Origin of the sequence: Acinetobacter brisouioides (genome assembly GCF_004331075.1) — a bacterium.
Classification (GTDB): Bacteria; Pseudomonadota; Gammaproteobacteria; order Pseudomonadales; family Moraxellaceae; genus Acinetobacter.
Genome location: NZ_SJNX01000006.1, coordinates 130,001 through 142,704, shown reverse-complemented (window position 1 = coordinate 142,704; position 12,704 = coordinate 130,001). Strand labels below are relative to the sequence as shown.

Genomic DNA, 12,704 nt, shown 5'->3' with positions numbered 1-12,704 from the left:
TTATGTAAAAGGTCAAGCCAAAAAATGAACAATTGATTAATGTAAAAAAATAAAGAGGGCATAAGCCCTCTTTATTGAATTTTAAAATCTTAGAATGCGTAACGTAGACCTAGAGTTACGTCATTTGAGCTGATTTGTGATTTTGTGTTCTCATGAAGAGTAAGTGTAGAGCCATTTGTAAATGAGTCACTCACTGACGCTTTTCCTGCATCAAGATAACGATAGCCTAGATCAACGCTGAAGTTTGGGTTGATGGCATATGCAACACCCAGACCAACACTCCATGCGAAATCATTGTTAGTTTTAGTTTTAGAGTAACCAGAATCATCATGTATTGTGGTTTTTAAGCTTGCACTACCAAGACCTAAAGAGACATATGGGGTAAAGGCACTTTTGTTTTTAAAGTCATAGTAACCATTCAGCATCACAGTTTGTACTTTTGTGCTGAGCTGGCAGCTTGAGCAAAGGTCTTTAAAGCTAAAGTCAGCTTTATCGTGATAAGCATATTCTAATTCAGCACGCACAGGGATATTGTAAACAGGTGCTAAGTTAAAACCATAAGCAAGCGATCCAGTAAATACTGACTGTGAATCACTTTTAAGAGACGCACTCCCTGAAGTGCTTGTCGCAGGCGTTGTTGATGAATCTATCAAAGTGGCTGAAATTTTATTGCTATGTGCATCTTCAATACCCACGCCTACTTTCGCTGAAACATAAGCAGACTCAGCTAGAGTCGCAGCATGGCTAGAAACGCTAGCAGTAAAACAAGAGAGTGCGATGACTGATAATGTAAGTTTTTTCATTGTTAACCTTTAGTTAGTTTCACTTGTTATTAATTTTGAGTCTATATTTTACAAAAAATATACATTTTATCAATATAAAATTCATTTTTTATTTTTTGGTCAAATAAAAAAGATGACATATCGTCATCTTTTTAAAATTTTTATTAAAAATAAGTAGTTTACAATCGCATTTCAATACCTTGTGCTGCCAGGAATTGTTTGGCTTCGGGAATAGTGTGCTGACCAAAGTGGAAAATACTGGCTGCAAGAACTGCATCTGCACCACCTTTTAAAATCCCATCAGCCAAATGTTGCAAGGTGCCTACACCACCAGAAGCAATGGTCGGAATCGTGACACGGTCATTAATCGCGCGCATTAAAGCAAGGTCATAACCTGCTTTAGTTCCATCGGCATCCATACTGGTAATCAGTAATTCACCTGCGCCATAGTCTGCCATTTTGACCGCCCATTCAATCGCATCAATCCCCGTTGGTTTACGACCACCGTGGGTAAAGATTTCCCATTTGTTTTCACCTGTTTTTTTGGCATCAATCGCAACCACAATACATTGTGCGCCAAAGCGTTGAGAGGCTTCTTGTACAAATTCAGGATTAAATACGGCTGCTGAGTTAATGCTGACTTTGTCGGCGCCAGCATTCAGAAGCAAGCGAATATCTTCAACTTTACGCACGCCACCACCCACAGTCAGCGGTACAAACACACTTTCTGCCATGCGCTCTACAGTACGATACGTGGTGTCACGTCCATGATGGGTTGCAGTAATATCGAGAAAGGTGATTTCATCGGCACCTTGTTCGTTATAACGGCGTGCAACTTCAACAGGATCACCTGCATCACGAATATCTAAAAATTGTACGCCTTTCACTACGCGGCCATTATCAACGTCAAGGCACGGAATAATACGTTTTGCAAGCATTGTGACATCCAAATGTATCGGTCTATGGAAAGAAAGTTCCCGAGAATGGGTGACATCTTGGTAAACTATGCGCACATTCTACCAAACTTATTTTGTTTCACGCAGGTTTTCTATGTCGGTTTACACTCCTTTGAGTTTAGATGAAGTTCAGCAGTTTTCTGAGGCCTATGGATTGGAGGTGGTTGAACTCATTCCGATTCAAGGGGGTATTCAAAACACCAACTATTTTATTGTCACTCAAGATCAAAAACAGTTTGTTTTGACAGTGTTTGAAAATGAAACTGAACAAAGTGCAGGGGAGCTTGTACCCGTCCTGCAACAGTTGGCAGCACACGGTGTTCCTGTCGCTGCACCACTGATTCATCATGATCGTGCGATTCATTATATTGTGGGTAAACCTGCACAAGTTGCACCACGGGTTTGGGGTGAACATCCTGAAACGACAACCACGACACAAGTCGCTGCAATTGCTACAGCACAGGCGAAGCTGCATGTTGCACTACAAGATTTTCCGTTAACGCGTAGTCATAGCCGTGACCATGTCTACTGGACTGCAATTGGTCAAAGTTTAAAAACCAACATGTCCGCAGAAGATGCAGCGCTCATGGAACATATTTATGCGGTATTTTCTCAGTATCAAGGACAGTATCCACAACGTCCAAAAGGCTGGGTACATTCGGATTTGTTCCGCGACAACACATTATTTGAAGGCGATGAGTTAAAAGGGATTTTAGATTTCTTTGAACTGAATTTTGATGAATTGCTGTTTGATGTTGCGATTACCATCAATGATTTTTGTAGCCAGTTCCCGAATGTTGAATTGGATGCTGAAAAACTTCAAGCGTACTTAAATGCTTATCAAACTGTTCGCGCACTGACCGCCGATGAACAGGCATGTTTAAATGTGTACTTGGCCATGGCAGCTTGCCGTTTCTGGTTCTTACGCTTAAATGTGGCACGTTTGAATGCTGAGCAGGGACGAGGCGGTGATGATGTGCATTGTAAAAATCCAAATGAAATGCGTGCCATGCTACAGCAGCGTTTAAGCCGATTGCTTGGAGAAAAATAAAAAATGCGTGATCAAGGGCGCTTAGTTGAATGGTTTGATGATCAGGGATATGGATTTATTCAACCTGATGATTTAAGCAAATCACGGGTCTTTTTGCATATTAAAGATTTTGCTCAGCGCGGTCCACGTCCGATTGTAGGCTGCGCCCTTGATTATGCGGTGATTGTAGATGAGCGCGGGCGTTTTCGTGCCAAGCAGGTGGTTTATCTCAAGGCAAACCAGACAAAAAATACACGTCAAACCAGCCAGTTGGCTTCTAAGCCACATTCATCACTTCACCCGATCGCGATAGCTATCGGAGTGTATGCTCTGTTTTTGCTAGTGGCGATTGGACTTAGGGCTTTGCCAAGTTGGTTGCTGTTGTATAGCTTGCTCATCAATGCATTGTGCTACTGGCAGTATGCGCAAGATAAAAGTGCAGCACAGCAAAACCTGCGCCGTGTGCCTGAGCAAACCTTACACTTACTTTCATTGCTCGGAGGGTGGCCTGCGGCGTGGTTTGCACAACAAAAGTTACGTCATAAAACCCAAAAGCAACCTTTCCGTCAAATTTATTTTGCTACGATTGTGCTGAATATCATGCTGTTATGTGCATTGATTGTACTGTTACCGAAGTTCATGCACTAGATCGGGGAGAGAGGAATGTACGTTGAAGCTGAGTTACAGCTGAAAAGAAATCTGACTTTGCTGCTGTATGTGCTGTATGGTTTTGCGATTTTCTCTGCTGGAGTTTTGGCAGTTGTGGCTCTGATTGTCAATTATGTGAAGCGTGATGCAATGCAGGGCACGATTTATGCCAGTCATTTTACCTGGCAAATCCGCACGGTTTGGTGGTATCTGTTTTGGAATGTCATCGGTGTGCTGCCATTTGGCTATTTGTTCTTTAGCTTTGATCAACCTAATGTTTTTCTTGGCACATTATTGACAGCGTTTATCTTTTGGGGACTGGTTGCAACCGTTTCGTGGATCTGGATTGTATATCGGGTGATACGTGGCGTGATTGCACTCAATGATGAGCAACCCATGTATGCAGACTAAAAAAGAGCTCTGATGAGCTCTTTTTTATGCGTTTCTGAAGAATTAGATTTTATCTTCATCCAGCAGGATTTGGGCATCACGTAGGTTGAGTGTGCCTTCATAAATTGCACGACCTGTAATTGCACCTAAAATCCCTGTTCTGCCTTTCAATGCACGTACATCTTCAAGGTCAGTTACACCACCAGAGGCAATAATTGGTAAACCACAGTAGTCTGCCAAAGCCACAGTTTGTTCAACATTGACACCTTGCATCATGCCATCACGCGCGATGTCGGTATAAACAATGCTAGATACGCCCGCATCTGCAAAGCGTTTTGCCAAATCAGTTGCTTTAAGGTCAAGCACATTTGCCCAGCCATCGGTTGCGACATAACCTTCTTTGGCATCAATGCCGACAATAATATGCCCAGCAAATTTCTTGCAGGCTTCTTCAACAAATTCAGGTTCTTTGGCTGCTTTTGTGCCAATAATCACAAAAGAAACCCCAGCTTCCAAATAATGTTCGATGGTTTCGAAAGAGCGAATCCCGCCACCGATCTGGATCGGTAAGTCTGGATGTGCTTTGGCAATCGCTTCAACCACGCCTTTATGAATCGGTGTACCTGCAAAAGCACCATTTAAATCGACCAAATGTAGACGGCGAGCGCCTTCATTGACCCAATGGGTTGCGGTTGCCACTGGATCGTCAGAGAAAACGGTATCGTCTTCCATGCGTCCTTGTTTCAAACGGACACATTTACCATCTTTAAGGTCAATTGCTGGGATGATGAGCATGCTGTAGCACCTTATGAAAATTGCAATCAGAAAATAATGGGATTTATCTTAGCAAACTATTTTTAAATCATTAATCTTTAATCACTTGGATTTTAGCTTTTCTTGCTGTAACGCCAGATAGATTTTTAGGCTGGCGTAGGCGTCATTGGCAGCATAAGTACGTTGCATGATCGAAAGTGGCTGCTGACTCCAGTTGGATAATCTGACGCGTTTCGATTTAGGAAGATACTGCTGTAATAACAATGCGACCGCAGTTTGAATCCCGACCTGATTGTGATAACCAAATGATTTGAACTGGTGTGACAGATCAAACATTCCTTCAAGCTGTAACTGATGTTTGTGCAACATTTTACGATCATTTTTCAGGCCAAAACCTACTTTGAGAATATCGGGGTTGGCAAGAAACTGTTGCAGGACAAGGTGCTGGAACTGATGGTATGAAAATAAAAATGCGTAATGTTCAGTGGCAATCTGGATCAGATGTGGCCCAGTTTGAGTTTCGCCTTTTTGAAAAGTTGGTTTGCTTTCTGTATCAAAACCAACAACTTGAACATGCTGAGTTTGTTGCTCAAATAGCTCAAAATGTTCGGGTTGATGAACATCAATAATCTGCTGGGCATCTAAACCCTGAAAAGCAGGAAGTTGGGTCAGTGTGGTTTTGTCTATAGACATGTGGGATGGCAAAAAAAATCGACCTATACACTATAGGTCGATTGATCTGTTTGATGAAAGGGTTAAATATCCCATTCCACAAAGTTTTTCAGCAACTGTAAACCCGCAGTATGACTTTTCTCTGGGTGAAACTGTGTTGCAAACAGGTTGTCTTTTAAAATCGCAGTACAGAACTCTAGTCCGTAATCGCAAGTTGCGGCAACCACGGCTTGATCTTTCGGTTCAACATAGTAACTGTGTACAAAGTAGAAGCGCGCATCTTGTTCGATGTTGTTCCACATTGGATGGCTTGGGTCAAGCTGATGTACTTGGTTCCAGCCCATGTGTGGCACTTTTAAGCCTTCGATTTTCGGGAAGTGTTTCACTACACCTTCAAAAATACCGAGTGCTTCACTGCCACCATTTTCTTCAGAGCTTTCCAGCAAAGCCTGCATGCCGACACAAATCGCGAGGACAGGTTTATTAAATGCAGCGTTGCGAATCACTTCATCAATGCCTGCTTCGCGCATACCCTGAATACAGTCACGCATTGCCCCAACACCAGGGAATACGATTTTATCGGCTTGTGCAATCAGCTTTGGATCATTGGTGACATCCACAGTTGCTCCGACATGCTCGAGTGCTTTTGCCGCAGAGTGTAGGTTGCCCATGCCATAATCAAGTAAAGCAATACGGGTCATTACAGGCTCCCTTTGGTTGATGCAATACTGTCAGCAGCGCGCGGATCAACTTCACATGCCATACGTAACGCGCGTGCAAAAGCTTTAAACACACTCTCAATCTGGTGGTGGCTGTTTTTGCCTTTCAGGTTATCAATGTGCAGGGTCATCAGTGCATGATTGACAAAACCCTGGAAAAATTCTGAGAATAAATCGACATCGAAGGTTCCAATTCTTGCACGAGTAAATGGAATGTCCATAAACAATCCTGGGCGACCCGAAATATCGACTACAACACGTGATAACGCTTCATCAAGCGGTGCATAGAAATGTCCGTAGCGGCGAATACCCTTTTTGTTGCCAAGTGCTTGAGCAAATGCCTGACCAAGCGTAATGCCACAATCTTCAACCGTATGGTGATCATCAATTTCCAGATCGCCATCACAATGGATGTCGATGTCAAATAGACCATGCCGCTTGATTTGATCAATCATATGGTCTAAAAAGGGAACTCCAGTATTTAATGTGCCCTGACCCGTACCATCGAGGTTAACCCGAACTCGAATTTTGGTTTCGTTGGTATTTCTGACCACTTCACTGATACGTTGCGTCATAGACACATTCCTCAAAAACGTCAAATTTTGCGATAAAAATAGCTGTGATACTGAACACAGCATATTAATTTGCTCAGGAGGGTTAATCAATGCCTATTACCGTACATGCCTATACTTCGATTGCCGATGAAGATATACGCAATCAACTTGAGCGTTTATACGATACCAGCCCTGAATTTAGCGACGGGCAAGATGCAGTTGATCAACTTGAGCACAATCTTGCTCAGTATACCTTACTTTATACCGCAGAATTTAATACCCGTATTATTGGCGCAATTTGGTGTACGGGTAGTGGGGATGAACGTACCTTGCAGTATATCGTGGTACATCCTGCCAACCGTGGGCGCGGGGTTGCCGAGCGACTAGTTGCTGAAGTTTGCCGTATGGAACAGGACAAACAGGTTGAGCATTTTATACCGGGTTGTGGCGCTATTCATCGTTGTTTGGCGCATTTGGGCAAACTGCCTCTTATTCCAAGCACATTGAAATAATGCTGAAAAAATACACAAATATACATTTTTTTGCATTTAATACTTGACGTCTGAACTATTAAATTGTTTAATACGCCCACATTGGCGCGATAGCTCAGTAGGTAGAGCAACGGATTGAAAATCCGTGTGTCCCCAGTTCGATCCTGGGTCCCGCCACCATGAATTTGTGTTTTCAATCCCTGATTCCTAATCAGGGATTTTTTTTGCTTAAAGCTTAGTCAAACAAGTTTAAAAACAAAATATTACGTTGACACTTTTATGAAGTTCAGGCTTAATACAACGCAATTGGCGCGATAGCTCAGTCGGTAGAGCAACGGATTGAAAATCCGTGTGTCCCCAGTTCGATCCTGGGTCCCGCCACCATATTCTAAAAAACCCCAAACATAGCGTTTGGGGTTTTTTATTGAGTGGCTATTTTAAAATCAACAGATGCTCATCTTGTTACGTTGCTACATAACTATAAAATCTGTCCAAGTTATATCCGTACAGCTTATTCGTTCTTGGAAAATGGATGGTTTAGAGGCTGTGGGTATTTCAGCATGATTGCTAAATAAATATAAAAACTAGGGCGACAGAATTTCCATAATTTTATTTTGGCTTGCCATAATGTATAGCCATTTCTCTACTTGATTGGTCAATGCATTCCTAACTAAATAATTGATGTTATATAAATACCAATCCATGTGATTGTTATCTAATTGCATATTGAATTTTTTTGGGAATATTAGCTTGAATAGCTAAATGAATTTTTGAGTTATTTTCACCGATGTTGCTTTGTAAGTGTTGTACGGCACATGATGAGGGATAAATTGAGTTTGGCGATTAAATTTTACTTCTACGCTATTTTTTTGCATCGTAAATGTCAAAAGATCTTAATGTTTTATTAAATCAACAAGATATTTTTTTGTTCAATGGCTGATGAATGCTGTTTTAGAAGATCTTGTCATAAAAATCCAATTGTTTTATACAATAAAAGTTAAGAATTCTCACTTGCGATTAGTATTAATTATCATTTATTATTGCGACAATCCTAGTATGTTTCATGTTCAATTGCTCAAGGTGTTGTCAATGCGTACGAAATTTTCTGTAAAAAAATTGATTCTGGGTGTCTTGCTTGCTTCTGCAACAAGTATGGTGCAAGTACATGCCGCTGATGCCGAGCAGTCTTTGGTGATTAAAAATCACCGTTTTGAACCTGCAGAAATTAAAGTTGCAGCGAATCAGCGGATTAAATTGAATGTAAGTAATCTGGATGCCACACCAGAGGAATTTGAAAGCCATTCCTTAAGCCGTGAAAAACGGATTCCAGCTGGAGCCAAGGCAGTCATTTATATTGGCCCGTTAAAACCAGGTCGCTATGAATTTTTTGGCGAATTTAATCCTGAAACAGCAATGGGTGCAGTTGTTGCCAACTAATTAAAGGGTTGTCCATATTTGGAACAGAATGAACCGTTTTCAGGGAGATGCTAGAAGCGACCTTGTTTATCGGGGCTGATTCGTAATGACTCTGCGCTAAGCATGCGGCTACATGGAGTGGTGGCTTATGAAGCAACGCCAACTCAGATGCAGGTCGTATTTTATTTAAGTTCAATTGCCATAATTTGGCTTGCTGCCAAAAAAATGAAAGCACATGTTACTGCTGCATAAATAGCTTACTGCAGTTATCTCAAGGAAAAGGAAATAAAGATGTTAGTGAACAAGAGTGCCTTTCAGGCAGGAGCATTATTGTGCCTGTTTTTAATGACTGCAGCGCATGCAGGTCCCGATGAATATGTACGTACACCTACAATCGAGTATGGCGAACAGGAAATTGACACTAAGGTTGGTGTCCAGCGTAATCGTGATGGTCGTTCAGAATCTGCCTATTCGATAGGTTATGGTTTTACCCCAACGCCATGGTGGTTCACTGAACTGTATGCCAAGTATGCCAAACCAGCTGGCGAGTCGACCAGTTTTGATGCATGGGAATGGGAAAACCGTTTCCAGCTGACCGAGACAGGCAAGTATCCAGTCGATGTTGGCTTTTTACTTGAGGTGGAACGCCCACAAAATCATGCTGAAGGCTATGAGCTGACCTATGGTCCGATGTTCCAGACATTATGGAACAATTATCAGGCCAATTTTAATGTGCTGTTCCAGAGACATGTGCATGCCAGTGAAGTTTTTGATACTGAACTACATTATCAGGTGCAAGTGAAGCATCTGGGCAATACCGAAAAACTGGAATGGGGTGTACAAGCTTTTGGTAATGTTGGGCAGTGGGATAACTGGCGCTCTTCTTCGGAGCAAGAGTTTAAGATAGGCCCTGCACTGTTTGGTAAAATCAAAACAGGAACCAAACAAGCGATCCGCTGGAATACTGCAGTATTGGCAGGAACAAATCATGCCACGCCAAACACGACCTTGCGTTTGCAAATGGAATACGAATTCTAAAATACTGTTGAAAATTTAACTTCGTATCCTTACCGAAATATCAAAAGCCTCGATCAGGATCGGGGCTTTTGCAACACGATGGTCTTTGAATGAGCTGCATGCCTGAGTTGCTTTGTAGCATTATTCGAAGCAGCAAGGAGTAATCTGATATAACACATTGCTTAGAATGTAGAAAAAATAGTGCCATAACCCGAACTGGAGATTTGGTTTTCAGTTGGATTAGGTATGGATAACACCAATCTTCTATATGAAAAATAATGGAAAGCATCTTAGTTTTTATTATAAAAATAGATATTCAAAATGAATACAATATGAATGTCTTAACTACTACATGACCCATCATGAAATTGAAGCCCCAACTCTTGGCTCTTGCAGCAATGCTTCCTTTCTTTGTAACCAATGCCTTTGCAACCAATGGTTATTTCATGAATGCTTATAGTGTGACGTCACAAGGTAATTCTGGGACATCCATTGCTAACTTTCAGGACAGTTTGACTATTGCTAGTAACCCTGCAGGTCTTAGCTGGATAGGGCAACGTTTTGATGCTAGTGCAACCCTGTTTATGCCAGATCGTGAAGCAGATATTGTGGGGAATGGTGCGGGTGCAGATGGCCATTATGATGGGAACAGTCGCAAATCTTTTGTCATTCCGAGTTTTGGTTACAGTCACCCAATTAATGATCAGTGGACTGCGGGGATTACGGTTTATGGTAATGGCGGCATGGACACCAATTATAAAAAGAACCCGTATGCTGCTTTTAACAATACAGGTAGTGCAGGGGTTAGCTTAAGTCAGCTATTTATTTCTCCTGCCATTTCTTGGAAATATGCAGATAACCAGTCGATTGCACTAGCAGCCAATATTTTATACCAGCGTTTTCAGGCAAAAGGGATTGGTGGAGACGTCTTTGGTGGTTTTTCCCAAGATAAAAATGCCATGAGTAACCGCGGTAATGATGATTCAACGGGTGTTGGGGCGCGTATTGGCTGGTCAGCCAAGCTCAATGATCAACTGACTGTGGGTGCAACCTATGCCTCAAAAATTCATGCCAGTCGTTTTAAAAAGTATGAAGGTCTATTTGCCGAAAATGGTAGTTTTGATGTACCAGAAAATTATGGTGTGGGTCTGAACTATCAGTTGACGCCAACATTATCGGTTGCTGCTGATTATCAGCGTATTAACTATTCTGATGTTAAATCGGTGGGTAATCAACTCGATGTTGCACAGGTGATGGCGGGGAATACTTTTGGAACAGCCAACGGGCCAGGTTTTGGCTGGAAAGATATTAATGTCTATAAGGTTTCTGCGACCTATCAGGCATTGCCAAAACTGACTTTACGCGCGGGATATAGTTATAACGATCAGCCAGTACAGGCAAATCAGACTTTTCTGAATATTTTGGCGCCGGGTGTAGTACAACAGCATGTGAGTATTGGAGCAACATGGAATATTGATCGTAAGCAGGAAGTCAGTCTTGCTTATACTCGTGCACTGGAAAAAACGGTGCATGGTTCAATTTCACCAGCATTTGGTGGAGGGCAGGCGAATTTGAGCATGGATCAGGACATTATTGGGATGGAATACAGCTTAAAATTCTAGATTTTCATCGTTCGAATCAAAATTCAGATATAAAAAAGCACGCTTTCAAGCGTGCTTTTTTATATCTGAATTTTCATGGTAATAACCATGAAAATTCAATACTGGGCTTAATTAGTCAGTCAGCATTTTACCTGTTGTTTTGAAGTTGATGTGCCAAGAAAGCGCTTCTTCAAGAACGTGAGGAGTTTGACCACCTTTTTCACAAGCACGGTCAAAGTAATCATTTAAGGCAGCTTTGTAATCAGGGTGTGCACAGTTGTCGATAATGGCGCGCGCGCGTTCACGTGGAGCGAGACCACGAAGATCGGCAAGACCTTGCTCAGTGACTAAAATGTCGACGTCATGGTTGGCATGGTCAACGTGAGATGCCATTGGTACTACAGAAGAGATCGCACCGCCTTTTGCAATTGATTTGGTTACAAAGATTGCAATGTTGGCATTACGAGCGAAGTCACCTGAACCGCCAATACCGTTCATCATGTGAGTACCACAAACGTGTGTTGAGTTCACGTTACCGTAAATGTCAAATTCAAGTGCAGTATTGATACCGATGATGCCTAAACGACGCACGATTTCAGGAATGTTTGAAATTTCTTGTGGGCGTAGTACGAATTTGTCTTTGTAGTGAGCCAAGTTACCGAATACGCGGTTGCCGCATTTTTCAGACAAGGTCATTGAACAGCCTGAAGCAAAGGTCATTTTACCAGCATCGATCAATTCAAAAGTACAGTCTTGTAATACTTCAGAATACATCACCAGATTTTCAAAGCTTGAGTGTTTAAAACCTGTTAATACGGCATTAGCAATTGAACCAATCCCTGCTTGTAATGGTGCTAGATTATGTGGCAAGCGACCTTCGGCAACTTCTTGTTCGAAGAAATCAATAAGGTGATTGGCAATCGCTTGAGTTTCTTCATCTGGGTCAGTCACGTTAGATGGAGAGTCTGGTGTATCATTGAAGACAATCGCTGCAATTTTTGCAGGGTCAACGTTAATACCTGTAGTACCAATACGTTGTTCAGAATAAGTTAAAGGAATTGGTTCGCGGTTTGGGCGTGGTGTTGGAATGTAAATATCATGTACGCCTTCAAAATCAGTACTTACAGAGGTATTGATTTCAACAATGACTTGGTCAGCGTATTCTACAAAGCTTGCAGAGTTACCTACAGAGGTTGTTGGAATGATGCTACCTGTTTCAGTAATAGCAACAGCTTCAATGATTGCGATTTCTGGGCGCTTAATTTGGTAGCCACGCATTTGCTCAACAGTTTCAGACAAATGTTGGTCAATAAACATGACTTGACCATTGTTGATGGCTTTGCGTAGTGTATTGTCAACTTGGAAAGGCATACGACGAGCAAGTACACCCGCTTCAGTCAACTGTTTGTCTAGGTCGTTTCCTAAACTTGCCCCAGTCACTAGGCTAATTTTTAATGGATTTGTTTTGGCGCGCTTTACTAAGGCCAAAGGAACTGCTTTTGCTTCACCAGCACGAGTAAAACCGCTCATCCCTACTGTCATACCATCTTGAATTAGTTCTGCTGCTTGCTCGGCTGAAATGACTTTGTCATGTAATGAAGCTAAGCGAATACGATCTAATGACATGTTCTACTCTCAAAAAAAAATGGATTTT

Annotated in this window: 15 protein-coding genes and 2 tRNA genes; 10 read left to right on the top strand and 7 right to left on the bottom strand. The window is 41.9% G+C overall.

The features are described from left to right. Positions 1 to 89: 89 nt before the first annotated feature. Together E0H77_RS09510 and hisF are read right to left on the bottom strand one after the other, a co-directional pair. Positions 90 to 803 carry an outer membrane protein gene (locus tag E0H77_RS09510; protein WP_131377406.1) on the bottom strand — a complete coding sequence of 238 codons (714 nt, stop codon included), beginning with the start codon at positions 801 to 803 and terminating at the stop codon, positions 90 to 92. 158 nt (positions 804 to 961) lie between these two features. Next, complete coding sequence (gene hisF / locus E0H77_RS09505; protein ID WP_004754632.1) at positions 962 to 1,720, bottom strand: imidazole glycerol phosphate synthase subunit HisF; 759 nt, start codon at positions 1,718 to 1,720, stop codon at positions 962 to 964. 112 nt (positions 1,721 to 1,832) lie between these two features. Here hisF and E0H77_RS09500 point away from each other — a divergent pair, with 112 nt between their 5' ends. Genes E0H77_RS09500 through E0H77_RS09490 form a run of 3 tightly spaced genes read left to right on the top strand, consistent with a single transcriptional unit; the run spans position 1,833 to position 3,827 of the window. Continuing rightward, a complete protein-coding gene (locus tag E0H77_RS09500; protein ID WP_131377403.1) occupies positions 1,833 to 2,789 on the top strand; it encodes a homoserine kinase in 957 nt (318 codons plus the stop codon). A 3-nt stretch (positions 2,790 to 2,792) separates the two neighbouring features. Next, positions 2,793 to 3,416 (top strand): DUF1294 domain-containing protein, encoded by a 624-nt coding sequence (locus E0H77_RS09495; protein WP_131377400.1) that lies wholly within the window; start codon positions 2,793 to 2,795, stop codon positions 3,414 to 3,416. A gap of 15 nt (positions 3,417 to 3,431) precedes the next feature. Next, the gene (locus E0H77_RS09490) at positions 3,432 to 3,827 is read left to right on the top strand and encodes a DUF4870 family protein (protein ID WP_131377397.1); all 396 of its coding nucleotides are present in this window, start codon (positions 3,432 to 3,434) and stop codon (positions 3,825 to 3,827) included. A 42-nt stretch (positions 3,828 to 3,869) separates the two neighbouring features. Here the strand turns inward: E0H77_RS09490 and hisA are convergent, their stop codons facing one another. From hisA to hisB, 4 genes are all read right to left on the bottom strand, one after another. Beyond that, positions 3,870 to 4,601 (bottom strand): 1-(5-phosphoribosyl)-5-[(5-phosphoribosylamino)methylideneamino]imidazole-4-carboxamide isomerase, encoded by a 732-nt coding sequence (gene hisA, locus E0H77_RS09485; protein ID WP_004898948.1) that lies wholly within the window; start codon positions 4,599 to 4,601, stop codon positions 3,870 to 3,872. An 81-nt stretch (positions 4,602 to 4,682) separates the two neighbouring features. Further along, positions 4,683 to 5,273 (bottom strand): 3'-5' exonuclease, encoded by a 591-nt coding sequence (locus tag E0H77_RS09480; RefSeq protein WP_131377394.1) that lies wholly within the window; start codon positions 5,271 to 5,273, stop codon positions 4,683 to 4,685. A 62-nt stretch (positions 5,274 to 5,335) separates the two neighbouring features. Further along, complete coding sequence (gene hisH / locus E0H77_RS09475) at positions 5,336 to 5,953, bottom strand: imidazole glycerol phosphate synthase subunit HisH (protein WP_131312964.1); 618 nt, start codon at positions 5,951 to 5,953, stop codon at positions 5,336 to 5,338. After that, the gene (gene hisB / locus E0H77_RS09470; protein WP_131377391.1) at positions 5,953 to 6,546 is read right to left on the bottom strand and encodes an imidazoleglycerol-phosphate dehydratase HisB; all 594 of its coding nucleotides are present in this window, start codon (positions 6,544 to 6,546) and stop codon (positions 5,953 to 5,955) included. Before hisB ends, hisH begins: the two co-directional genes overlap by 1 nt. An 89-nt stretch (positions 6,547 to 6,635) precedes the next feature. On the opposite strand from hisB, the gene E0H77_RS09465 reads away from it, so the two are divergent. From E0H77_RS09465 to E0H77_RS09440, 7 genes are all read left to right on the top strand, one after another. Further along, positions 6,636 to 7,037, top strand: a complete 402-nt coding sequence (locus E0H77_RS09465; protein WP_131312960.1) for a GNAT family N-acetyltransferase — start codon at positions 6,636 to 6,638, stop codon at positions 7,035 to 7,037. An 83-nt stretch (positions 7,038 to 7,120) separates the two neighbouring features. Beyond that, positions 7,121 to 7,196: transfer RNA gene (locus E0H77_RS09460), tRNA-Phe, on the top strand. Between the two features lie 128 nt (positions 7,197 to 7,324). Continuing rightward, a tRNA-Phe gene (locus tag E0H77_RS09455) sits at positions 7,325 to 7,400 on the top strand. 705 nt (positions 7,401 to 8,105) lie between these two features. Then, on the top strand, positions 8,106 to 8,453 hold the full coding sequence (locus E0H77_RS09450; RefSeq protein ID WP_131377388.1) for a cupredoxin domain-containing protein: 348 nt from the start codon (positions 8,106 to 8,108) through the stop codon (positions 8,451 to 8,453). A 102-nt stretch (positions 8,454 to 8,555) separates the two neighbouring features. Beyond that, complete coding sequence (locus E0H77_RS13990) at positions 8,556 to 8,684, top strand: hypothetical protein (RefSeq protein WP_265937314.1); 129 nt, start codon at positions 8,556 to 8,558, stop codon at positions 8,682 to 8,684. Positions 8,685 to 8,723: 39 nt separating this feature from the next. After that, the gene (locus E0H77_RS09445) at positions 8,724 to 9,470 is read left to right on the top strand and encodes a hypothetical protein (RefSeq protein WP_131377385.1); all 747 of its coding nucleotides are present in this window, start codon (positions 8,724 to 8,726) and stop codon (positions 9,468 to 9,470) included. Between the two features lie 341 nt (positions 9,471 to 9,811). Next, positions 9,812 to 11,071 carry an OmpP1/FadL family transporter gene (locus E0H77_RS09440; RefSeq protein WP_131377382.1) on the top strand — a complete coding sequence of 420 codons (1,260 nt, stop codon included), beginning with the start codon at positions 9,812 to 9,814 and terminating at the stop codon, positions 11,069 to 11,071. A 111-nt stretch (positions 11,072 to 11,182) separates the two neighbouring features. Here the strand turns inward: E0H77_RS09440 and scpC are convergent, their stop codons facing one another. Next, a complete protein-coding gene (scpC, locus tag E0H77_RS09435) occupies positions 11,183 to 12,676 on the bottom strand; it encodes a succinyl-CoA:acetate CoA-transferase ScpC (RefSeq protein WP_131377380.1) in 1,494 nt (497 codons plus the stop codon). Positions 12,677 to 12,704 lie beyond the last annotated feature (28 nt).

Excerpts from the sequence above, each read along its gene's own strand:
- E0H77_RS09510 (WP_131377406.1), bottom strand. The coding sequence starts at position 803 with ATGAAAAAACTTACATTATCAGTCATCGCACTCTCTTGTTTTACTGCT.
- hisF (WP_004754632.1), bottom strand. The coding sequence starts at position 1,720 with ATGCTTGCAAAACGTATTATTCCGTGCCTTGACGTTGATAATGGCCGC.
- E0H77_RS09500 (WP_131377403.1), top strand. The coding sequence starts at position 1,833 with ATGTCGGTTTACACTCCTTTGAGTTTAGATGAAGTTCAGCAGTTTTCT.
- E0H77_RS09495 (WP_131377400.1), top strand. The coding sequence starts at position 2,793 with ATGCGTGATCAAGGGCGCTTAGTTGAATGGTTTGATGATCAGGGATAT.
- E0H77_RS09490 (WP_131377397.1), top strand. The coding sequence starts at position 3,432 with ATGTACGTTGAAGCTGAGTTACAGCTGAAAAGAAATCTGACTTTGCTG.
- hisA (WP_004898948.1), bottom strand. The coding sequence starts at position 4,601 with ATGCTCATCATCCCAGCAATTGACCTTAAAGATGGTAAATGTGTCCGT.
- E0H77_RS09480 (WP_131377394.1), bottom strand. The coding sequence starts at position 5,273 with ATGTCTATAGACAAAACCACACTGACCCAACTTCCTGCTTTTCAGGGT.
- hisH (WP_131312964.1), bottom strand. The coding sequence starts at position 5,953 with ATGACCCGTATTGCTTTACTTGATTATGGCATGGGCAACCTACACTCT.
- hisB (WP_131377391.1), bottom strand. The coding sequence starts at position 6,546 with ATGACGCAACGTATCAGTGAAGTGGTCAGAAATACCAACGAAACCAAA.
- E0H77_RS09465 (WP_131312960.1), top strand. The coding sequence starts at position 6,636 with ATGCCTATTACCGTACATGCCTATACTTCGATTGCCGATGAAGATATA.
- E0H77_RS09450 (WP_131377388.1), top strand. The coding sequence starts at position 8,106 with ATGCGTACGAAATTTTCTGTAAAAAAATTGATTCTGGGTGTCTTGCTT.
- E0H77_RS13990 (WP_265937314.1), top strand. The coding sequence starts at position 8,556 with ATGCGGCTACATGGAGTGGTGGCTTATGAAGCAACGCCAACTCAGATG.
- E0H77_RS09445 (WP_131377385.1), top strand. The coding sequence starts at position 8,724 with ATGTTAGTGAACAAGAGTGCCTTTCAGGCAGGAGCATTATTGTGCCTG.
- E0H77_RS09440 (WP_131377382.1), top strand. The coding sequence starts at position 9,812 with ATGAAATTGAAGCCCCAACTCTTGGCTCTTGCAGCAATGCTTCCTTTC.
- scpC (WP_131377380.1), bottom strand. The coding sequence starts at position 12,676 with ATGTCATTAGATCGTATTCGCTTAGCTTCATTACATGACAAAGTCATT.